The sequence below is a fragment of the Brevibacterium sp. genome, assembly GCF_052105255.1.
In the GTDB taxonomy this organism is placed as follows: domain Bacteria; phylum Actinomycetota; class Actinomycetes; order Actinomycetales; family Brevibacteriaceae; genus Brevibacterium; species Brevibacterium linens_B.
Window position 1 is genome coordinate 13,749 of record NZ_JBQDYQ010000016.1, and the last position, 22,146, is coordinate 35,894.

The 22,146-nt window shown below is 65.9% G+C and carries 17 protein-coding genes; 5 read left to right on the forward strand and 12 right to left on the reverse strand.

What is annotated here, in order from left to right:
* Positions 1-5: 5 nt before the first annotated feature.
* Both manB and ACTIIH_RS06670 read right to left on the reverse strand, forming a co-directional pair.
* Positions 6-1,505 (reverse strand): phosphomannomutase/phosphoglucomutase, encoded by a 1,500-nt coding sequence (gene manB / locus ACTIIH_RS06665; protein WP_441451203.1) that lies wholly within the window; start codon positions 1,503-1,505, stop codon positions 6-8.
* Positions 1,502-1,858: a DUF3499 domain-containing protein gene (locus tag ACTIIH_RS06670; RefSeq protein WP_127365287.1), complete on the reverse strand. Its 357-nt coding sequence runs from the start codon at positions 1,856-1,858 to the stop codon at positions 1,502-1,504. The genes manB and ACTIIH_RS06670 overlap by 4 nt, the downstream gene beginning before the upstream one ends.
* 88 nt (positions 1,859-1,946) lie before the next feature.
* Here ACTIIH_RS06670 and ACTIIH_RS06675 point away from each other — a divergent pair, with 88 nt between their 5' ends.
* Positions 1,947-2,309: a metallopeptidase family protein gene (locus tag ACTIIH_RS06675; protein WP_441091475.1), complete on the forward strand. Its 363-nt coding sequence runs from the start codon at positions 1,947-1,949 to the stop codon at positions 2,307-2,309.
* A gap of 61 nt (positions 2,310-2,370) precedes the next feature.
* Here ACTIIH_RS06675 and ACTIIH_RS06680 read toward each other — a convergent pair whose 3' ends face one another.
* Genes ACTIIH_RS06680 through ACTIIH_RS06690 form a run of 3 tightly spaced genes read right to left on the reverse strand, consistent with a single transcriptional unit; the run spans position 2,371 to position 7,375 of the window.
* The gene (locus ACTIIH_RS06680; protein WP_441091474.1) at positions 2,371-3,828 is read right to left on the reverse strand and encodes a DUF5719 family protein; all 1,458 of its coding nucleotides are present in this window, start codon (positions 3,826-3,828) and stop codon (positions 2,371-2,373) included.
* Complete coding sequence (locus ACTIIH_RS06685) at positions 3,825-6,938, reverse strand: glycosyl transferase (RefSeq protein ID WP_441091473.1); 3,114 nt, start codon at positions 6,936-6,938, stop codon at positions 3,825-3,827. The genes ACTIIH_RS06680 and ACTIIH_RS06685 overlap by 4 nt, the downstream gene beginning before the upstream one ends.
* On the reverse strand, positions 6,935-7,375 hold the full coding sequence (locus ACTIIH_RS06690; RefSeq protein WP_369864242.1) for a WhiB family transcriptional regulator: 441 nt from the start codon (positions 7,373-7,375) through the stop codon (positions 6,935-6,937). The genes ACTIIH_RS06685 and ACTIIH_RS06690 overlap by 4 nt, the downstream gene beginning before the upstream one ends.
* 349 nt (positions 7,376-7,724) lie before the next feature.
* Here ACTIIH_RS06690 and ACTIIH_RS06695 point away from each other — a divergent pair, with 349 nt between their 5' ends.
* From ACTIIH_RS06695 to ACTIIH_RS06710, 4 genes are read left to right on the forward strand one after another with little or no spacing between them, the layout of a single operon-like run.
* Positions 7,725-8,852 carry a coenzyme F420-0:L-glutamate ligase gene (locus ACTIIH_RS06695; protein ID WP_441091472.1) on the forward strand — a complete coding sequence of 376 codons (1,128 nt, stop codon included), beginning with the start codon at positions 7,725-7,727 and terminating at the stop codon, positions 8,850-8,852.
* A gap of 44 nt (positions 8,853-8,896) precedes the next feature.
* Positions 8,897-9,589, forward strand: coding sequence for a hypothetical protein (locus ACTIIH_RS06700; protein WP_441091471.1), 693 nt, complete (start codon positions 8,897-8,899; stop codon positions 9,587-9,589).
* Positions 9,577-10,347, forward strand: a complete 771-nt coding sequence (locus tag ACTIIH_RS06705) for a CoA transferase subunit A (RefSeq protein WP_441091470.1) — start codon at positions 9,577-9,579, stop codon at positions 10,345-10,347. The genes ACTIIH_RS06700 and ACTIIH_RS06705 overlap by 13 nt, the downstream gene beginning before the upstream one ends.
* A 12-nt stretch (positions 10,348-10,359) precedes the next feature.
* A complete protein-coding gene (locus tag ACTIIH_RS06710) occupies positions 10,360-11,022 on the forward strand; it encodes a 3-oxoacid CoA-transferase subunit B (RefSeq protein ID WP_441091469.1) in 663 nt (220 codons plus the stop codon).
* Between the two features lie 172 nt (positions 11,023-11,194).
* Here the strand turns inward: ACTIIH_RS06710 and manA are convergent, their stop codons facing one another.
* From manA to ACTIIH_RS06745, 7 genes are all read right to left on the reverse strand, one after another.
* Positions 11,195-12,514 (reverse strand): mannose-6-phosphate isomerase, class I, encoded by a 1,320-nt coding sequence (gene manA, locus ACTIIH_RS06715; protein WP_441451204.1) that lies wholly within the window; start codon positions 12,512-12,514, stop codon positions 11,195-11,197.
* A gap of 290 nt (positions 12,515-12,804) precedes the next feature.
* Positions 12,805-15,675, reverse strand: coding sequence for an NlpC/P60 family protein (locus ACTIIH_RS06720; protein WP_441451205.1), 2,871 nt, complete (start codon positions 15,673-15,675; stop codon positions 12,805-12,807).
* A 265-nt stretch (positions 15,676-15,940) separates the two neighbouring features.
* Entirely contained in the window at positions 15,941-17,461 is a 1,521-nt protein-coding gene (locus ACTIIH_RS06725; RefSeq protein ID WP_441451206.1) for an LCP family protein, read from the reverse strand.
* Between the two features lie 334 nt (positions 17,462-17,795).
* The gene (locus ACTIIH_RS06730) at positions 17,796-18,947 is read right to left on the reverse strand and encodes an acyl-CoA dehydrogenase family protein (RefSeq protein WP_441091465.1); all 1,152 of its coding nucleotides are present in this window, start codon (positions 18,945-18,947) and stop codon (positions 17,796-17,798) included.
* Positions 18,948-18,982: 35 nt separating this feature from the next.
* A complete protein-coding gene (gene purE, locus ACTIIH_RS06735; protein ID WP_441091507.1) occupies positions 18,983-19,510 on the reverse strand; it encodes a 5-(carboxyamino)imidazole ribonucleotide mutase in 528 nt (175 codons plus the stop codon).
* Between the two features lie 87 nt (positions 19,511-19,597).
* A complete protein-coding gene (locus ACTIIH_RS06740; RefSeq protein ID WP_441091464.1) occupies positions 19,598-20,800 on the reverse strand; it encodes a 5-(carboxyamino)imidazole ribonucleotide synthase in 1,203 nt (400 codons plus the stop codon).
* 66 nt (positions 20,801-20,866) lie between these two features.
* On the reverse strand, positions 20,867-22,138 hold the full coding sequence (locus ACTIIH_RS06745) for a methyltransferase (protein WP_180956969.1): 1,272 nt from the start codon (positions 22,136-22,138) through the stop codon (positions 20,867-20,869).
* Positions 22,139-22,146 lie beyond the last annotated feature (8 nt).

The following is a 22,146-nucleotide window of genomic DNA, read 5'->3' on the forward strand; positions in this document are numbered from 1 at the left end:
CGGCTTCAGGCGCGAGCGGTGACGAAGTCCGTGACCTGGCGGGTGAGTGCGTCGACCTGCGCCGGATCGGCGGCCTCGACATTGAGACGGACGAGAGGTTCGGTGTTGGACTTGCGCAGGTTCACCCACCAGTCCGACCCCTGCAGACCGATTCCGTCGAGGTCATCGACGGTGCTGTCGGGGAAATCTCCGGCATGCGCGACGAAGTCGGCGAGCACGGCATCGGGATCGGAGACGGTGAAGTTGATCTCACCGGACTGTACGAACCTGTCATAGTCGGCGACCAGACGAGAGGCGGGAGCCTGTGACCCGGCGAGGGCGGCGATGAGATGGCAGGCGGCGAGCATTCCCGAGTCCGCACCGAAGAATTCGTCGAAATAGAAATGTGCGGAGTGTTCGCAGGCGAAGACGGCTCCGGTTTCGCGCATGAGCGTCTTGATGCCCGAATGACCGACCTTCGACCTCAGTGCATGGCCGCCGGCGGCTGTGATCGTCTCTGCCACACTGCGGGAGGTGATGAGGTTGTGGATGACGGTCGGACGGTCATTCCCGAGCGCTCGGGCCCGGGCGATCTCCCGTTCGGCGACGAGTGCGCCGACGGCGGATGCCGACATCGTCGCCCCGGTCTCGTCGATGAAGAAACAGCGGTCGGCGTCCCCGTCGAAGACGAGGCCCAGGTCGGCTCCGTTGTCGACGACGGCGCGTGCGGCGTCGACGAGGTTCTCGGATTTGAGCGGGTTCGCCTCGTGGTTGGGGAAGGTCCCGTCGAGTTCGGTGAAGAGGCCGATGACGTCGAAGGGCACCGAGGCGGCCCCCGCGTCCATGCCGAAGACCTCCCCGAGGAGGCGCCCGGCCATGCCGTTTCCGGCGTCGAGCACGATCGTCAGTCCCGTGACCTCATCGACGTGGGTGAGTTCGCGGATCCGTGCCGCGTACTGCTCCCGCATCCGGAATGCTGCGTTCTCATCGTCGGCGATGGTCCGGCCGTCGCTCTGCGGTGCGGTGATCGCAAGTTCCCTGACTCGCGAGAGTCCGGAGGCCAGGCTGACTCCGGCGGCGCTGGGTCCGCAGATTTTGATCCCGTTGTAGTCGGCGGGATTGTGGCTGGCGGTGATCATGGCGCCGGGCAGGTCGAAGATGCCGGAGGCGAAGTAGAGCTGATCGGTCGAGCACAATCCCAGCAGGACGGCTCTCGATCCGGCCGCGTCGACTCCGGCCGCGTCGACTCCGGCGGCGAAGGACTGGGCGAATCCGGGAGAGCTCGGTCGCATATCGTGACCGATGACCACCTCGGCGGCGGTGTGGATCTCTGCCATGGCGCGGGCCGTCGCCCAGCCGAGGGCGAACAGGATGTCCTCGTCGAGCTGATCGGGAATGCGACCGCGGATGTCATAGGCACCGACGGCGGCGTCGAGCGCGGCCGTCCGGGCTCGACCGAGTTCGGAGTCCGTCGGGATCTGCCGTGCGGGATCGGTACCGAACGAGCTCGGTTCGGGATGGTTCATGAGTCGCCGATGATGCGCAGGTGACCGTGTCGGCGTCCTGCGGCCGCCGGGTCGTCGGCCGGGGCCGACTCGGGCCCGGGCGGGGTCCGATCGGCACGGTCGGCGGCTTCACGGACGGCGTCGGCGATGGCCAGCAGGTCATCGTGGCTGCGTTCGGGCGGGGCCTGCCCGGAGTCGATGCGGATGAGCTGCCAATCCACGGGTGGGGTCAGCTTCGCCGCATGTTCGGCGCACAGGTCATGAGCGCCCGGCTCGGCTCGCCTGCCCAGAGGTCCGATGACGACGGTCGCATCGGCGTGCACGTACGTCATGGTGGCGGCGGCGGGGCGCGAACAGCTGACTTTTGAACACATTCTCACGGCTGACACAGTCCCACACTCTACACGCCGGGACCCGCCGATTCGCTCAGGCACGGCGGCCCCGCACGTAGAATGAGATGCTATGAGACCACGGCGACATCGCGACCGACATGGGCGGGGTCTGCAGTCTCCGCTGCACCGGGCCAAGGTGCCCGCGCGGCTGAGTCGGGCGGAGAGTTTCGCCGCGGTCGCAGCCGCCGAGTTCGCCCGGATGCGCAGACGCGAACCCGCTCTCCTCGCCGAGGTGGTGCTGGCTGTCGATTCCGTCCCGCCGGCGAGTTCGACCGAACCGAGCTTCGGTCGCGTCTTCCCGCCGGCCGGGGACCGACCCACCCATATCGTCCTCTACCGGCGAGTGATCGAAGACCATGCCGGCAGCGAGGCCCGCGATGCACTCATCGCCGAGGTGGTGGCCGACCAGATCGATATCCTCCGTCGCACCTGAGACTGCTCGGCGGGCTTCCTCGGCGCACAGAGCGGGCTCGCCCACATCAGTTGGCAGGATCTCAGCCGAGACGGATATCCCGGTAGGCCACCCCCGCCGGGGCCGGGGCCGGGACGGCAGTGGAGATACCGTCCTCGGTGGTCACGACGAGAGTCGCATGCACTCCATCAGCCTGCGACCCCGAAGCTTGGGACCCTTTGAGGACGAGCGCGCGCACTGGCTCATCGGAGACGTCGCTCGGGTTGAGCACGGTCGTTCCCGTCGGGTTGAGATCGATCGACTGCGGGTCGGTAAGCGTTCCGTCGTCGAGCATTCCCTGCACCTGCACATGCCCCTGACCGGGCGAGAGATTCAGGGAGGATTCTCCCGTACGCGGAAGCGCCAAGAGCTGGGTCTCGGCGAGAGTGTCGGTTGACGGGATGCTGCCGAAGTCGGCGGCACCCTTCTCACCGTCCTTGCCGATGAAGGCCCCCGCCTGCACGCGCTGAGACGATTCGACGACGAGGCTCGCAGCATCGAGATCGCCGAGCTCGGCCTCGGCGACACCGCGGCTGACGACGGTCATGGACGAACGGGGAATGTCGATCTCACCGTCGGGTCCGTACGCCTTCAGGGACACCTCGGCGAGATCGCTGCTCGGGTTCGCCACCCGCACCCGCACATCCTTGCCGCTGAGTCCGGTGAGCACCTGCTGACGATCGGCCCCGGCACCGGCGGCGGCGAGGTCGATGCCCTGGGGTCTGAGGCCGTCGAGGACGGTCTCCTGGATCGAGCCGGCCAGCACTCCGCCGTCGACGGTGACATCGACGGCCAGGGCTTCGGCTCCTCCGGCCAGACCGCCCAGCGGGACGGCACGCTGCTCGCCGGCCTTGATGCTCAGTTCGGTCGGTTCTGCAGTCTCACCGCCGGGGGTCATGAGGGCGACCTTCGCCTGGACGGGAACGTCTCCCGGATTGCTCAGCAGCAGCTGCGAGTTCGAGCCGGTGGCCCCGGATCCGGCGACGATTTGGAAGCTGCTCGACGCCTGGGCACAGGTGAGTGTGGCGAGGCCGGTGAGGTCGCCGGAACTGCCTTCGACGGTTTCGAGACCAGTCGTCAGGGCAGGCGCGCCGGGACGGGCGAAACCAGTGACGATCTTCGTCGAGTCGACGCTGTCATCGCCGGAGACGAAACCCTGTCCGGAGGGATTGTCGTAGTCGATCGAACCACCCAGATCGGCGACCTGGAGGCGAGCCGATGAGGTCGAACCGTCTGCAGCGCCGATCGGAGCGGAAGCGGCGACGACCCGGGTCGAGACCTTCGAATCATCGACGAACTCGGCGTCGGTGCCTTCGGCGTCAGCGGCGGTGAGCAGAGGGCCCGGACAGACGACGCGGGTATCCGCGGTAGGCATGCGCACCTGTTCGGGGCTGCGGTCCAGCGTGCCGGGGGTCAGCGGAGTGAGGAACGAGGTCGTGGCCACGAGCACTCCGGGCACGGCGATTGCTGCGAAGGTGACGATGCTGCGCTGATGTTTCATGCTCTCTCCCCCGCGCGGCCGGACTTCTTCCCTGCCCGACCGAAGGGAATGGCCACGATGAGGCTGAGCAGTCCGAGGACCCATCCGACGATGACTCCGACCGGGTAGAGCGGTGAGTCCACTGTGATGTCGACCGTCCCTCCGGACGCGGGGAGGTCGAACTCGCTGGCCCAGTCCTCTGCGTCGGGTTTCGGCTGCGGCAGCGGCTCGCCGTCGATGCGCGCGGTGATTCCGTCTGAGGCGTCGGCGATCGTCAGTGTGCGCCCGTCCTGGCCGGCCGGCACCGTCGCGGTGGTGCCCCTCATCGCCGCGGTGGTGCCCGTCATCACCGCGGTGGAGACCCGCCCTTCGGAGTCGCGGATGAGGAACCGTCCGCTGTAGGGCTTGTCGACGCGCCACAGCTGTCCCGACGAGGTGGGGCCGACCGGCAGGAGGCCCTCCGAGACGGACACGGAGTTGGTCAGGCTGCCGGCGTTCGGGCCGATGAGGACGAAATCGACCCCGAGCTCACCGAGGATGCTGCCGACGTCGCCGGTGTCATCGGCAGAGAGCGCGGACGCGGCCTGAGCCACGAGCACCTGGTCGGGGGTGATCGGCAGCGGACGACGCTGCCACGGCCATCCTCCGACGGTCTCGGCCGAGGTCACGGTCGATGTGCCCAGAACCGTGCCGTCGGCAGAGGAGACGAGAGTGGCCAGCACCTCTCCGTCGACATTGTCCAGACGGAGAGTGCGTGCCTGGGTCGCCCCGTCTGCGCGATCCGCGGCCAGAGCGGGGACAGTGCTCTCGGACGTCGCGGTGACCGGATCCGCCGAAGACGTGGCCCGTCCGGCGCCGATGGCGATGAGCCCGATGGCCGCCACGGTCACGAGCCCGACGAGGCCGCGCATGGGCGCACGACCAGCGGTCACGGAGCTCGCTTCGGTGCCGCTCTTCGGGGTCGTCGGACCGGCAGTCCCGCCGCGCCCGGGACGTCGTCCGGCCGCGTGGTCGGATCCCAGGGACAGCAGCAGGATCGAGCCGAGGCTGACCAGAGTCAGTCCCGCTGCAGGGTAGGACCCGATGAGATGGAACGGCCCCGTCTGCGCGGGCAGATGCACTTGGACCGCGGCGAGGATGAGACCGCCGAGGTAGAGCCCGACAGCCCAGGTCAGGCGGGAGAGTTCGAGCCGGGTTTCGATGAGGGCGAAGAAGGCCAGGATGAGCATCGGCAGCATGATGACCGGTGCCCAGAGCTGGAGGACACCGGCAGAGACCCCGCCGAGACCGATGTCGGCGATGAGGTTCGCCAGCCAGGTCATGTCGGTCGGAGCGGGGAAGCCGACGGCCAGAAGGTACGTCGGCGCAGAGTCCGTGGCCATGGTCTGCCCGGGCATGGTCAGCAGCGTTCCGGGTTCTCGGACCACGGCCCACAGCCATGGCCATCCCAGGAACACGGTCGGGGCGAGCAGCCACAGATGACGCAGACCACGACCGGCGACCAGCAGCACCGCTGTGCCGAGGATCGTGACCAGCAGGAGGAGCGGAACTCCGGCGGTGATGACGAACAGCAGCAGCCCGGTGGCGGCCGCTGCCGCTACCGATCCGGTGGCCAGGCTGCGGCGCAGAGTCAGCACCACCAGCGGTGCGCAGATCCAGACGAGGATCACACCGAGGCGACCGTCCGAGAGCGCGGTCGTCAGCAGCGGGGACGCGATCCACAGCAGAGCGGCGAAGCCGCGCACCCAACGCCTCGCGAGCACGCTGCCGGCACCCGCGTAGGCGGTGACGGCGGCCAGGATCGGCGCGGTCAGAAGCAGGGAGCGGACCATGACGTCGACATGGCCGAAGAAGAGCAGGGAGAGAGCACCGATGACGAGATGATAGGGGTCGGCAGGCACTGCTGCACCGGTCGAGACGTCGAGGTGGCGGCCGAGCAGGCGGTCGACGATCTCACCGAGGCCGATATCGGTCGAGCCCAGGGCGCCGCCGTCGAGATGACCAGGGCCGAAGAGTCGAAAGCTGATGACACCGCTCATCACCACGGCGGCAAGGATCACATAGGTCAGGGGTGCGCGGAGCAGGCTCGAACCGCCGGAGATCTCCAGACGGGAGAAGGAGTCGATGGCCTCCTCGGTGTCACCGACCGGGTTGAGTTCGGCATCGGCGTCGGGTCCGCCGGTGGGAACCTCTGCCGGGCGCGGCTCGTCGCTGTCTGTGCTCATCGTCCGGCGTTGGACGGCGAGTTCTTCGTCGTCGGCGTACAGAGCGGCGACGTGGGTGGTGTTCGACCGCTTGGCCGCTCGGTTGCGGCGGGCGTTGGCACGGCGCAGCGGCGCGGTGGTCGACACGTCGGCGGGCAGGCCGAAGAGCGCGGAGAGGTGCCATCCGGCAGGCTTGAAATTGTTCGCCAGCAACCCGCCGACGATCCGACCGAGGTGGCCGAGAGCCAGCAGGCAGAACAGTGCGAACAGCCCCTGTCCGGCGAGGCTGAGGCGGTAGCGCTGCTCGGCCCGGATCTGGGCCTTTGACCTCGGCGGGTGCGGTGAGGAGCCGAGCCGGGCGGCGGAGACCGAGGAGATCTCCATCCGCGCGCGGGGCGCCAGCAGAACTCGAGCGCCGAGGTCGCGGAGACGACGGGAGTATTCGAGACCGGAATAGGCGGGGCCGAGCACGCGGGACGGTGCTCCGATTCGCTCAAGTTCCGTGGTGGCCATGAGCAGGCCGGGCAGGTCGAGACCCAGCGTTTCGATCTGGCTGTCACGCTGGCCCTGGTCGATCTCCCCGGAGCCCACGGGGTTGAACCGCTCCCCTGCCGAGGTGGTGCTCACTCCGGCGGAGACGATGCGACCGGAGCACATGAGCTTCGGCCCGACGGCGGCGATGGATTCGGTCTCCCCGATGGCGTCGAGCAGCTCATCGAGACAGTCGGGTTCGGGACGGGAGTCAGGGGTGAGGAACCACAGGAAATCCGAGTCCGCGACGTCCGGCATCTCGCCGACTTCGCGGACCGTCCGATCCCCGAGATCCACCATGGGGATCTCGGGGAAGTGCGGACGAAGAGTTGTTTCGAGCTCGACTTTGCTGGCATCGTCGCCGGAGACGACGACGATGGTGACGGCTTGACTCACACGACCTTTTTCTTGAGCCGGCGGCGTTCGCGTTCGGACATTCCGCCCCAGATGCCGAAGCGCTCATCGTTGGCGAGAGCATATTCGAGGCATTCGGAACGGACGTCGCAGGAGGCGCAGACCCGCTTGGCTTCACGAGTCGATCCGCCCTTCTCCGGGAAGAACGCCTCGGGGTCGGTCTGAGCGCAGAGGGCCTGGTCCTGCCAGGACAGTTCACCGTCGTCTGCAGCTCCCAGGAGCAGCGACAGCGGAGAGACCGCGGAGTTGTCCGGCTGCAGCGGTGTCAGATCACTCGGATCGACGGCCAGCGGATCAGGCAGTGTCTCGGGTGTACGTGCTCCCGGTTCGATGAACCAGTCTTCGGCGCGGCGGGAGGTGACTCCCGGTGCGGCGGTGAAGTCTTCTCTCTCCCGCCATTCTCTCTGTGCACTTTGCACGGTTTTCCCCTTTCTCACGCTCGAGCAGGTCCAGTACCGTGACTGAGGCGATCAGTCCGATGTACGGTCGAATCCTGAAGGATCCCTGCTCGGCGCGTTCCCCTTAGGTATAAATTACACGCGTGTCATTACCGCCCCGTCAAGCCCTTATGGAGTACTGAGACGCCCCATGAGACGCGATTCGAACACGCGTTCACATGCACACGCACCCAGAACCCCATATATAGGTCATGGTCGCGTCATAGGGCACAACCTGTGGGATCCGCCTGAACAAACCTGGAGAATTTAGAAAGTGGGCACCCGCAATGGGATTATGGAGGAATGAGAGTGGAATCACCGGCGGTCCGGTATGAATGATCGTCTGCTCACCGTCTACGCACCTCCCGTCGAGGAAGAGATCGGGCAGGGTTCCGACCTCTCTGCGATCCTCATCAACGCTCTGCGGCGCAACCGCATCGACCTCAAGGACGGCGATATCCTCGTCGTCGCGTCGAAGGTCGTCTCCAAAGCTGAGGGCCGCCTGCGCACGGTCTCCGATCGAGCCGAATTCGAAGAACTCGTCGCGGAGAGCGGCACCCACCTCGTCGCCGAACGCTCGTATCGCTCCGGCACCACCGTTCAGGTCGTGCGCACTCCGGCGGGCACCGTGCAGGCCGCAGCCGGTCTCGACCAGTCGAACTCCGGCGGTGCCGTCATCCTCCACCCCCTCGACAGCGACCGGTCCGCCGATGGCCTGCGCCGACGGATCGAACAGGCCTTCGGGGTGCGCATCGGTCTGGTCATCTCGGATACGAGTTCGCGGCCGTGGCGGGTCGGGGTCGGCGATATCGCCATCGGACTGTCCGGGTTCTCCGGCCTGGACGACCAGCGCGGGCGCCCCGACGACGACGGACGCGTCCAGACCGTGACTGTGCGCGCTGTCGCCGACGAGATCGCGGCGGCTGCGGACCTGGTCAAAGGCTCCTCCCGCGGACTGCCGATGGCACTGGTCCGCGGCGCCGGCGGATACCTCGACAATGGCAGCGACGGCGCTCGGGCCCTGTCCCGCGATCTCGGCGAGGACTGGTTCCGCCACGGCCATGTCGAAGCCATTCAGCGCGGGCTGGGTGTCACCGACCTGCCCGGCAGCGCCCCTGCCGGCGACAACAGCGACGACATCCTCGAACGCGTCTCTCGAGCGATCCGCGTCGTCCGCGCCGGGCAGTCGCGGACTCCCGGCCATGCGGCGTGGCGGATGCGCATCGAAGGCTCCGGATCGCGGATCACGCTCAGTCCCTCTGATTCACCGGCGACCGCTCAGTCGGGCGGTCCCCCGCTGCTCGAGGCGATGGTCGGGCTCGGGTCCCTGGTCGAGCGTCTCCACACCGCGCTCTTCGCCGAAGATCTCAGCGCCTCCACCCGCTATCACTGGGTCGACGGTGAGCTGGGGGCCTTCCCCCGCGGAGTCACGATCGACATCGGCCTCATCGTGCCCTGATCTGCCCGGCCGACACCACCCGACGTACACCGAAGAAAGCGGATATGGATCTCTCAGTCATTGCGCACACCGGCGGACCCGTCCTGATCTGGCGCGGCCCCGATTTCGATCGCCTCGATCTCACCGGCCCGGTCGTCTCGAACTGGGTGAATAAGGGAGTCGGTCTCTTCGGGGACTATGACCTCGGCCCGGACTTCACACTCTTCGCTCCGCTTCCGGAGGGACTGCACTGGCGCGAACTCGTCGCGATCCTCAGCGTCCTGCTGGCCGGCGGCCGCGTCAACATCGCAGCAGAACCGCCGACGGAGGACTTCATGGCTCTCGTTCCCGTCGGTCACGAGGATGATGACGCGGTGTCCGATGCCGACGAGGTCTTCGTCTTCAATCCCCCGGCCCTGGCGCTGAGCACTCCGGTCGATGCCGATTTCATCGACGTCAATTCCGCGATCCGCGCCTACCCCGATGTCACTGCACGCCGCCTCGACGCTTCGGGAATCCTCGAAGTGGACGGTCAGCTCATCGACTGGACGCGCTCGGAGGCGACCGCCGAGACCCGCCCGCAGGGACTGCTCGTCTCGAACTCGACCCCGCTGCCAGGCGAATGGCCGCGCTTTCTGCAGCACCTCCTCGGTGGTGGTGAAGTCCTGCTCACCAGCAGAGTCGACGATGCTCGCATCACGGACCTGGCGGCCGGGCTGGGAGTGGTCCATGGCACACTGGGCACATGGACAAAGTAGTTGATACCCCCGCAGCAGCGGTGGCCGACATTGCAGATGGATCATCGATCGCCGTGGGCGGCTTCGGTGTCGTGGGCGTGCCCGAATTCCTCATTCGGGCTCTCCAGGACCAGGGAGCCAAGGACCTCGAAGTGATCTCGAACAACGCCGGAGTCGACGGCCGGGGCCTGGGCATCCTGCTCGCCGCCGGGCGACTGCGCCGCATCATCGCCTCCTACGTCGGCGAGAACAAGGAATTCGCCCGTCAGTACCTCTCCGGTGAACTCGAGGTCGAACTCACCCCGCAGGGCACCCTGGCGGAGAAGCTGCGTGCAGGAGGCGCCGGGATCCCGGGCTTCTACACCATCACGGGCGCAGGCACCCAGGTGGCCGAAGGCGGCATGCCCTGGAAGTACGACTCGGACGGCAACGTCGTCACGGAGTCCCCGGCCAAGGAGACGAAGGTCTTCGACACCTTCGGCGAAGAGAAGGAATATGTCCTCGAGAAGTCCCTGGCCCCCGACTACGCACTTGTGCGTGGGGCAATCGGCGACCGGCACGGCAACCTCGTGTTCCACTCCTCGGCCAGGAACTTCAATCCCCCGGCCGCACAGTCGGCTCGCATCACCATCGCCGAGGTCGAAAAGCTCGTCGAACCCGGCGAGATCGATCCGGACATGGTCCACGTGCCGGGCGTCTTCGTCCACCGCGTGGTGCCGCTGACACCTGAGCAGGTGGCGGACAAGCCCATCGAGAAGCGCACCGTGAGAGAAGCCTGAGGAGACACAGAAATGTCATTGACACGCAATCAGATGGCGGCCCGTGCCGCCCAGGAACTCGAAGACGGCAGCTACGTCAACCTCGGCATCGGCATGCCGACCCTGGTTCCGAACTTCCTGCCCGCGGGCGTCCATCTCGTCCTCCAGTCGGAGAACGGGCTGCTCGGTGTCGGCCCCTACCCGACCGAGGACGAGATCGACCCCGACCTCATCAACGCGGGCAAGGAGATCGTGACGATGAACCCGGGCGCCGCGTACTTCGACTCGGCGGCGAGCTTCGGCATGATCCGCGGCGGCAAGATCAACGCCGCGATCCTCGGCGCCATGCAGGTGGCCACGAACGGCGACATCGCGAACTGGATGATCCCGGGCAAGATGGTCAAGGGCATGGGCGGTGCGATGGACCTCGTGCACGGCGCCCAGCGCGTCATCGTCATCATGGACCACGTCGCCAAGGACGGCTCGCACAAGCTGCTGAAGTCCTGCGACCTGCCGCTGACCGGAAAGGGAGTCGTCGAACGCATCATCACCGATATCGCAGTCCTCGATGTCAGCGGTGACGCCTTCACCCTCGTCGAGCTCGCCCCGGACGTGACCGTCGACGAGGTCAAGGAGAAGACCGGCGCCGAGGTGATCGTCCCCGCCGACGTCCCGACCGTCGAGGTCGCCGCCTGAGTCAGAACTGACCGGTCGGCTGCTCTGCTGAGCGCGAGCAGTGTCGGAACGAGCACACCTGCCGATCGAACAGTGGTCACGTCCGGATGCTCTGAACGCTCAGAAGCATCCGGACGTGACCACTGTTCTGTGTTCTGCCGCAGGCGAGGAGTCCGGTCCGTTCGCCGCAGACTCAGCGGCCGGCTGCTCCGGAGTTCAAGCCGGTGGTCGCCACGAACAGGTCGCCGTGGCCGTCTGCCGTCACAATCGGTTCGTTCGCTGCGATGAAGGCGCTCTGCCCACGCTCGAGGGTGAGCGACGAACCGAGCGAACTGAGAGTGACAGTTCCCGCGGTGCACAGCGCGATCGCCGCACCGCGCCGCTGCACGGTCGTCACGCGCGGACACCGCAGCGCCTGCAGAGCGAAATCGTCGGTGGGGCCGAGCAGCATTCCGGAGCGGTCGGGTTCGACCATCCGCGGGGTCCCGGCGCGGAAGTCCGTGATCGTCGCCAGCTGTTCGATGTCGACGTGCTTCGAGGTCAGCCCGCCGCGCACGACGTTGTCGCTCGAAGCCATGATCTCGATGCCCGTGCCGAAGAGGTAGGCGTGCAGAACCCCGGCGTCCATGGTCAGCGCCTCACCCGGCTGCAGGTGGACTCGGTTGAGCATGAGCCCGACCAGAGCACCCGGATCGTGTGGGTAGTCGGTGACGAGCTCGCAGAACGTCTGTGCTGGGTCGACCGCACTGCCGGACCGGCTGATGTGCCCGGATGGCTGTTCGTCGATTCCGTGGGCGGCCACCTCGTCGACGAGCCCTGGTGTCCCCGGGTCGCTGAGGATGATTTCGACGGCACGGGACAGGGCCTTGGACTCACTGAAGGACTTCAGCGCGCCGATGATCGCTCCCAGGACGTCCAGGGACGGCGGAGTCAGCGGCTGAGAGAGCATCCGTTCGAACGTCGCCCGCACAGCCTTGCGCGGGCGGAACCCCGTGAGCGCGTGGAAGTCCGTGAGAGCATAGATGAGCTCCGGTTTCGCCGAGGCATCCTTGAAGTTCCGGTCGGGAGCGTCCAGCGCCGGACCGTTCGCTTCCTCGGCGGCGAATCCTGCCCGCGCCTGCTCGCGATTCGGGTGCACCTGGATCGACAGTGCCTTACTGGCCGAGAGCACTTTGAGCAGGAACGGCAGTCGCGTACCGAAGGACTCGAGGGAATTGTGGCCGAGCAGGCCCTCCGGGTCCCCCGCCAGATATTCGATGAGGTTGGGCCCGAGCCGAGGCTCGGCCTCGGTCGCCACGCCGCCGGCTGCCTCCTGAGCGCCGAGGCGGTTCCGTTGTTCCAGCGGAGATTGGGCGCGGGTGCGGCTGACGTCGAGTCGAGAGGGGCTGACCGGGTGGGCTCCGAGCCAGAGTTCCGCGCAGGGGGTGCCGTCCGGAGCAGTGCCGAGGATTGCGGGAATCGCGTCGATGCTGCCCCATTCGAAGTTCTTGACCGTGTTGTGCAGACGATGCACTGCGGGCCCCCTTCTGACAGTTGAGAGTCGTCAGCACATCCGGTGTGTTCCGGGTGTGCTTCGACAAGCCTAGTCCCACCATCACACGCCGAGGCGGCACTTCACTGACTGTTCAACCGAAGTCACGATCAATTCACCGCTTGTCACCTGGGCTGATGCTTTCACACCGGTCACCATCGCCCGCAGGATCGTGGGGCGAACCAGAGAGTGCCCCGAGGGCAATCCGCAGTGGGATCGTCCTCGGGGCACTGTCTGGCAGACGCTGTCCGCCCTGTCCTCGAAGCCAGGTGTCAGCCGACGACGCGGATGACCTTGGCTCCGCGGTTCAGCATCCAACTGTAGCTGCGCTTCGTGGTGTTCGTCCGCGACGAACCGGCGTCGTACATCTGGCCCTTGGTCTCGGAGATGATTCCGATGTGACCGGGGATCCAGATGAGGTCGCCGGCCTCGGCGTCCTTGAGAGAGATCTCTTTGCCCGCGTAACGCTGCTGGCTGGTTGTGCGCGGCAGTTTGATGCCGTTCTTGCCATAGACGTACTGGGTGTAGCCCGAGCAGTCCCAACCGGTCTTCGGCGACGTGCCGCCCCAGACGTACCTGACGCCGAGGTTGGCCTTCGCGTCCTTGATGATGGACGCACGCTGGGCCGCGATCTTCTCGGCCTTGGACGGCTTGTCGTCCTTCTTGGAGTCATCCTTGGACTTGTCATCCTTCTTGGAGTCATCCTTGGACTTGTCATCCTTCTTGGAATCATCCTTGGACTTGTCATCCTTCTTGGAATCGTCCTTGGACTTGTCATCCTTCTTGGAATCGTCCTTGGACTTGTCATCCTTCGAGTCCTTGTCGTCTGCAGAACCTTCCCCGGAGTCTGCAGGCGACTTGTCATCGGTGGAATCGTCTCCTGGCGGTGTCGTACCGCCCGGAGAGTTATCGTCGCTGACTCCCCCGGCGATCGACCCCTTGGGAGAGAACTCGGTGGTTCCGTAGCCTTCGGCCCAGACCAGACGTGCGCCCTGGAAGAGCTGCTCACCGCGGCCCTTCTTGTAGACCACGTCCGACTTGGGGTAACCGAGGTGACCCTTGACGGTCCCCTTGTCACCCCAGTACTTCATGATGGTGCCGGAGGTGTAGTGAGCACCGGTGTCCTTCGACCAGTAGAACGAGCCCTTTTCGAAGCGCTGCGCGGCGCCCCCGCCCTTGAGGCCGCCCTTCTCCGCGGAGGTGGGCAGCCCCAAGTCGGTGACTGCATTGCCCTTGTACGCCGAGGCGATCGACCCGGACAGGTGGTAGGCGCCGGTCTTCTTGGACCAGTAGACGGTGCCTTTCTCGAACTTCTGCGCCTTGGCGCCCGAGATGCCCTTGACGTCATATTCCTTGCCGAGAGCCTTGCCGAGCTTGTTCTTCTCGGCGTACTTCTCGATCGTGGTCTTCGCCTTCGGCTTCTCAGCCTTCTTGTCGTCGTCCTTCTTGTCGTCGTCCTTCTTGGAATCGTCCTTCTTGGAATCGTCCTTCTTGGAGTCGTCCTTCTTGGAGTCGTCCTTCTTGGAGTCGTCCTTGCTGTCGCTGGGCTGCTCGCCGGTCTTCAGGATCGAGTTGACCGTCGAACGCATCTCGCCCAGCTTGGCGTAGAAGGCATCACCCGGGCACTCGGTCTGTCCCAGGTCGCGGTGTCCGACCAGGTTCGACTTCGTCGCCTTCGAGATTCCGTTGATCGAGAACTTCCACGCGATCGCCGAGGCGACGGCATCGCGGGTCTTCTTCGGCGGAGCCGCGCTGTTGTAGGTACCCAGCACGGAGATGCCGAAGGTTCCGGTGTTGTGCCCGGCGACGTGTGCGCCGATGACGGCCTTCGAGATGTCACCGCCGCGGGCCTGCCAGAGCCGACCGTACTTGTCTGCGACGACGTTGTATCCGATGTCGTTCCAGCCGCGACCCTGCTGGTGGTAGGCCTGGATACCACGGATGATTCCGGGAACGTCGGCCGACGAGTAGCTGTTCGAGCCGGAGGTGTGGTGGACAACGGCCTGTTTGATGCCGCTGGCGTAGTCGGGGCTGCCGCGGTAGGCTTTGGCTCCCCACGAGCTGCGAGAGCCGATCTTCGGCTTAGACACCTTCTTCGCCACGGTCTCGACCGTCGACGATCCGGGCACATAGTTCTGATTGGTCACGGTCGCACCGGCGGACGCGTCGACGTTCTCTGCGGATGCCGCCTCGGCGTCGGTCGAGTTCTCGGTCGACTGCTCGGGCGCGGTCTCGGTGCCGGCGGTATCGCCGCCGACCTGATCGTCGAGTTCGACAGGATCGTTCTCGGCCACGGCCTGAGCATCGCCGGCGTCTCGCTTCGGGTCGACGAGCACGAGCTCGGCCTCACTAGGCGCGGAATCACCGAGGATGCGCATCTGCACAGCAGAGGCGTTCGAGACCGTCATCGGTTCCGATCCCTGGTTCTGTGCCTCTTCCTGCTGCTCTTCGTCCAGGGTGTTCCAATTGCCCCATTCCGAGCCCTGCTTGGTGCGGACCTGGATGCGGATATTGGACTTCGCCTGCGAGAACGTGAAGCCGATGAGGCTCGGGTTGTTCGCGGGAACGTCGAGGACATCGGAGATGAGCGCGATGTTCACTCCGTCTTCGGTCTTCTGACGGACCGAACCGGAGATGTCGTCTTCGTCCTCAGTCTTCGACTCGTCGGACGAATCCTTCGCACCCTCGTCCCCCGCATCGTCGGACTTCTCGTCCTCGGACTTCGGGGATTCGTTCTCTGCGCCTTCGGCGGGAGCCTGCTCGGTCTCGGACGGAGCCGATCCCTCGGACGGCACGGCTTCGTCGGCTCCGGAGGTCAGTCCGGCGGAGACATTGTTGACTGAACCCGCAGACGCCGACGCCGAGGCGTTGACGATATCGGGCACCTTGGCCGATGCCAGGGCAGTCTGCGACTTGAAGATGTTCGGCAGATTGCTCGTGGCGCTCTGGCTGGCGGCAGTGGCCGTGGAATCACTGGAATCGCGGGCACCGGGGACGTTGAGTCCCTCTTTGCTGACGTTCAGCGCCTCTTTGGACACATCAGGCGACGTCGTGGCTGCGGTAGCCGACGGTGCCGTGACCGCTAAGGTGCCGACCAGCGCAACAGAAGCGCAGCCCGCAACAGTGGGCAATAGATATTTCATCGTTACAGCCTTTTCGAGGAAGACAGGGAAGTTCAGGCCTCGAGGTCCCCTTCACCGTTGGCAGAACGGTGGGCAACCCCAACATCTCAAAATTGTTACACATTTTCGGCGTGTCAGACTAGCCACAGAACGGAATATTCTAATTACACGAGTGTGGTTCCCAGTATTGGCACGCGACACACCGAGCGAAAGATTTTCCGGGAATCGTCATGGGATCGGTCGATCCGGTCATCGGACGTATCACGACCAGTCCCACAGCAGCGCCTCAGGGCACGTAGCAGATCGCCTTTGCGTCGGCTTCTTCGCCGTTGTCAGCAGAGGAGTCGCCGGCACCCTGTGCCAGCAGCTGCGGCCCTGAGCCGGGGTTCGGATCGGGTGCCGCATCGACTTCCGCGGCGGCTGACAGGTCGCTTCCGGGAACCGAGAACGCGCCGTTGTCCTCGTCCGAGGATTTCGACGACTCCTCGATCTTATCTGCTACCAGCCGATGTGCCACATCGAAGTCAGGCCGCGACGGAGTGATGCGCGGCGGGGTGAGGTCGACGGACTCGATCTTCTGCGACTTGACCTTGAGCGCGAGATCGACGAACGAATCCACCTGAGACGACGGGATGTCCGTCGACACGGCCCCTGGAGTGGCTTTCGCGATCGACTGATAGCGAGTGAGCACTGTGGCCGGCTCGAGCTGCTTGACCATCGCCGTCTGCACACAGCGCTGGCGCACCATTCGCTCGTAGTCGCTGGAGAATTCGCGGGAGCGCGCGAACCACAGCGCGTGGAATCCGTCGAGTTTCTGCTTGCCTGGTTCGATCCACCCTTTGACCGGCCCATGCTGACCCGTGGTCGGATCGACCTTCGACGAGATCGGCACCCGTTTGCCGGAGACGAGGGTGATTCCGCCGAGGGAGTCGATGAGGTTCTCGAACCCCTTGAGGTTGATCATCGCGTAGTACTGGACCTCGAGACCGGTGACACCCGAGACGGCATCCATCGTCGCCTGCTCGCCGGCTGTCTTCGGATCCTCGAACTCGTCCTTGTGCTGCTCGCCCTGCTGGAAGACGGCGTTGAGCAGACATTCGTCTCCGCAGTTGTACCCCTGCGGGTAGTGCTTGTGCAGCGGAGAGTCGTCGGGGAAGGGCACGTTCTCCATATTGCGGGGCAGACCGATGATGACGGGCTTGCCGGTCTTCGCATCGATCGAGACCAGAGACAGGGAGTCCGGGCGGATTCCCTTCCGGCCCTTTCCGGCATCCGAGCCCAGCAGCAGGATGTTGTACCGGCCGTCGACGGGCTTGAGCGCCTTGCCCGAGGCGAACAGGTCGCTCATCAGACCGCGCTGAGAGTTGAGAATCGTCGTCCCCCAGGCCAGGGGGCCCACAACGATGAGCAGGAGGGCGCAGAAGGCCGCCACGAAGCGTTTGCGTGCCTTCCGGGAGATCGTGACGATCCGAATCCGGCGCAGGGTGTCCAAGAGACACACCACCCAATTGATCGCGATCACGGGCACCCAGATGGTCAGGAAGGTGAGAATGAAGAGGTTCGTGCCGATGGTGAAGAGGAACGTCCGGTTGATGAGGACGATCACACCGGCGATGATGGCCAGGATCCAACTGATGGCGGTGATCGACAAAGAGATCTTCGCCCAGCGGCGGTTGCCGAAGAGGAGCTGCACTCCCCCGGGCACGAGGGCCGTGACGAGCAGCAGAAGCCACGCCCGCACATCACGCGTCGGCTGCGAAGCATACGACGGGTGGCGGATCGGGTCCACATATCTCGTTTCGGCCACTGACTTCCCTTCACTTCGGGCTCTGCTCACGGACTGATTCCGGCGTCGACATCCGCGCGAAGCCACGCACAGGTCCCCTCGCCGCATCGGATGCCCACAGCAGACAACTGTGCCAAAGTCACTTCAGAGTCCACTGTGTTCACCTATTGTGTCGCGTGAGAACCGGCGATTCCGGCACATCCGCGCCGCGCATGTCGCATTCTTCGCGTGTGCGATTCTTCACAGGCAGAAGAGCGGGCGTGGCAGACTCCCACCCGGGGAATCTGCCACGCCCGCTCGTCAGCGACCGGCCGACACCGCGCACGGTCGGCGGCGAAAAGTTGGGAAATCCGACTCAGGCGAGGAGCTTGCGTCCCATCACCATGCGCTGGATCTGGTTGGTGCCTTCGTAGATCTGCGTGATCTTCGCATCCCGCATCATCCGCTCGACCGGGTGGTCGACGACGTAGCCGGCTCCGCCGAGCAGCTGCACGGCATCCGTGGTGATCTCCATCGCGGCATCGGAGGCGAAGGCCTTCGCGGCGGCACCGAAGTAGGTGAGGTCATCGTCGCCGCGCTCGCTCTTGGCGGCGGCGGTGTAGGTGAGCTGACGTGCGGCCTCGAGCTTCATGCCCATATCGGCGAGCATGAACTGGATCGCCTGATTGTCGGCAACGGACTTGCCGAACTGCTGACGGTCCTTGACATAGGCCAGAGCGTAGTCGAGTGCACCCTGGGCGACGCCGACGGCTTGCGCGGCGATCGTGACCCGAGTGTGGTCGAGGGTGCGCAGGGCGATCTTCAGACCCTCCCCGGGCTCGCCGACGATGCGGTCGCCGGGCAGGCGGACATTATCGAAGAGGAGCTCTCGCGTGGGCGAGCCCTTGATGCCGAGCTTGCGCTCCTTGTCACCGAAGGTGAAGCCCTCATCGGACTTCTCGACGACGAAGGCGGAGATGTTGCGTCCGCGTGCTCCGTCGGGGTCGGTCACGGCCATCACCGTGTAGTAGTCGGAGACTCCGGCGTTGGTGATCCAGGTCTTGACCCCGTTGAGGATCCAGTCATCGCCGTCACGTTCGGCACGGGTCTTCATCGATGCGGTGTCCGATCCGGCTTCGCGCTCGGACAGACCGTAGGAGAATCCTGCTTCACCGGCGGCCACGGACGGGAAGTACTTCTTCTTGATCTCTTCGCTGCCTCCGAGCTGGACTGGCATGCTGCCGAGCTTGTTCACAGCTGGAATCAGCGAGGATGAGACGCAGCCGCGTGCGACCTCTTCGATGATGATCGCCACTGCCAGCGCATCGGCGCCCATGCCCCCGTACTCTTCGGGGATGTGCGCGGCGAAGAAGTCCGTCTCGACGAGGGCGTCATGCGCCTCCTGCGGATAGCGGGAGTCTGCGTCGACTTCGGCGGCGAACGGCGCGACCTTCTTCTCGACGACGTTGCGGACTGCGGCGCGGATCTCTTCGTGCTCTTCGCTGGGCTGGTACAGGTCGAACATCATTCTCCTCAGACTTATCAAACGTTCAGCAAGCCCTATTATTCCTGCAGCGCCCGCCCTTTGTCGAGAGCGACCTGCCGCAGCTGGGACCGATAGTCATCGAGACGAGTGCGCAGAGCCTCGGCTTCGGCACCGTGACCTGCCCCGAGGATGCGCGCCGCCAGCAGGCCGGCGTTCTTGGCACCGCCGATCGAAACGGTGGCCACGGGAACTCCGCCGGGCATCTGCACGATGGACAGTAGCGAGTCCATTCCGTCGAGGTGCTTCAGGGGCACGGGAACACCGATGACCGGAAGTGAGGTCATCGACGCGATCATCCCGGGCAGATGAGCCGCTCCCCCGGCACCGGCGATGATCACACGGATGCCGCGGTCGGCCGCGGACTTCGCCCAGTCGACCATGTCCTCGGGCATCCGGTGGGCGGAGACCACTTCGGCGCTCGATTCGATCCCGAGCTCATCGAGGGCATCGGCGGCGGCCTTCATCGTCGGCCAGTCCGAGTCCGAGCCCATGACGATGCCGACGGCAGCCGCCGTCGGAGTGGAGCCTTCGTTCGCTGTGGTCATCATCAGTGCGTCCTTGGTTGCAGGCGGGTGGAATCCGTCGGTGCGGGTGGGTGGCGGGTGGCGTAGGCGTACGGATGAGTCCGGGACTCAGCGTGTGCCGGATTCGCCCTCGGCCCGGAGGTCCTCCGGAGCGGGCATCTGCGGGTGCGGATCGACATCGACGCCGGCGATGAAGTCCGCAGCATGCCGCGCACGGGCGAGCACGAGCTGTCGATCGTCGCCGTAGGCATTGACGTGGCCGACCTTCCGCCCCGGCCGCACGCCCTTGCCGTACAGGTGGACCTTCACTGCCGGGTCATGGGCCATGACGTGGAGGTACGGCTGATAGAGGTCGTCGTGATCGGCGCCGAGGATGTTGACCATCACGGACACGTCCTCCCGTGCCGCGGGGCTGCCGAGGGGAAGGTCGAGGACCGCGCGGAGGTGCTGCTCGAATTGGCTCGTCACCGCTCCGTCCTGGGTCCAGTGCCCCGTGTTGTGCGGGCGCATCGCGAATTCGTTGATGAGGAAGCCCTCGTCGGTCTCGAACATCTCCATCGCCATGACGCCGGTGACCTCGAGGGTGCCGGCGACCGTGAGGATCGCTTCGGTGATGGCCCGCGCCTTCTCCTCGGACAGATCCGGTGCCGGGGCGATGGCCTCCTTGCACACGCCGTTCTGCTGCCAGGTCTCGACGACCGGCCACACGGCGGTCTGCCCCATCGGGGAGCGCCCGACCATGACCGCGAGCTCGCGGGTGAAGTCGACCTTCTCCTCGGCGAGCAGCTGAGGAACCTCGTTCAGCCATTCGACGGCCTCGTCGAGGTTGTCGATGACGCGCACGCCCTTGCCGTCATAGCCGCCGCGGGGCGTCTTGAGGATGAAGGGGTATCCGACGCGATCGGCGAACGCCTCGACATCGGCGGCCGAGGTGATCTCCGCCCAAGCTGGGTTGGGCAGACCGAGTTCGTCCATCCTCCTGCGCATCCGGATCTTGTCCTGGGCGAAGATGAGGGCATCGGGCCCGGGGTGCACAGCGTGTCCGGCCGCGACGAGGGCCTGCAGGTGCTCCGGTGGGACGTGTTCGTGGTCGAAGGTGATGACGTCGACGGTCTCGGCGAAGGCCTTGAGCGTCGGATAGTCCGTATAGTCACCGACGGTCACCTCACTGATGACCTGCGTGGCGGGGGCGTCGGCGGTCTCCGCGAGAACGGAGAAGCGGACGCCGAGGGCTTCTGCGGCGGGGGCGAGCATGCGTGCCAGTTGACCGCCGCCAATGACACCGATTCGAGGAAAAGTCACGTGTGCCATCCTATCTTCCGCGCCTGTCGCGGATCGACTGCGGTCATATCGTGGATCGGCCGAGCGGTCGGCAGCTCATCTCAGTCCCAGTCGCCACAGTGAGGTCACTTCGGCGCTGCGGGCAGCGTGGAGCGCATCGGCGGTATCAGCGGCGCGGGAATGGCGGGGCACCGTGTCGATGCGTTCGAGCACGCGCAGTCCTGCCGCCTCGATGCGTTCGCGGAGCTCACCTGAGGGCCTGAGGCCCAATCGTTCGGCGAGGTCGGAGATGATCAGCCATCCCTCCCCAGCCGGGGTGAGGTGGTCGGTCAGCCTCTCGATGAAGCGATGGAGGACAGCAGAGTCCGGATCGTAGATGCCGATCTCGAGTGCCGAGGTCGGCTGGGCCGGCAGCCACGGCGGATTGCACACGATGAGGTCGGCGCGACCAGGCGGAAACAGGTCGGCCTCGATCACGCTCACATCGGCACCCGGACAGAGACGGTCGAGGTTCTCACTGGCGCAGGCGACGGCGCGCGGGTTGATGTCGGTGGCCACCACTGTCGCAGCGCCGCGCCGCAGCAGGATCGCGGCGAGGACTCCGGTCCCCGTTCCGAGGTCGAATGCGGTGCCAGTCGGCTGCGCGGAATCCGTGCCGGGCGAAACCGAACCGGCCTGCCTTCCCCACGGCAGGGGCGTCTGCGCAACGAGATCGAGGTACTCTCCCCGCACAGGCGAGAAGACGCCGTAGCGCGGATGGACGGAATCGCCCAGAGCCGGGATCTCGACTCCTCGCAGCTGCCATTCATAAGCGCTGAGCACTCCGCCGAGTTCGGTGAGCGACACGCAGACCGGTCCGTCGGACGGGCCGTAGGCGGCGCGGCAGGCCGCGGCGACATCGGGGGCACGGCGCAGGGCGAGGTCGAAGTCCGAGCCGAGCTCGACGACGACTCTGCCGAGCAGCCGGGCCCGCTGCTCGATGGCGTCACGTTCTGCGAAGAATGACAGCGCGGCATCGAGAGCAGGGCCATCACTGTCCCCGGAGCTCACGAATTGGTCTCTGCCCCGCCTGTCGCGGGATCGACCCCGGCCGCCGCGACGGCCGCCGGAGCGTCGACCCCCTGTGGCTTCACGGTTTCCGCCTCGGTCGCCCCTGAGCCGACGGCTCATCGCCTGCACGAGTTGACGGCCATTGTGGAAGTCTCCGCGCCACAGCAGTCCCACTCCGGCGCGTGCCGATCGGCAGGCTTCGTCGGCGGTTGTCTCGTCTCCAATGATCTGCACGGTCGCGGGAGGCGGCGCCCCGTTCTCCGAATGCCAGTCGGCTGCGCGGCCGATGCCGTCCTCGGTCCAGCGGATCGTCGTCAACGGGTGCT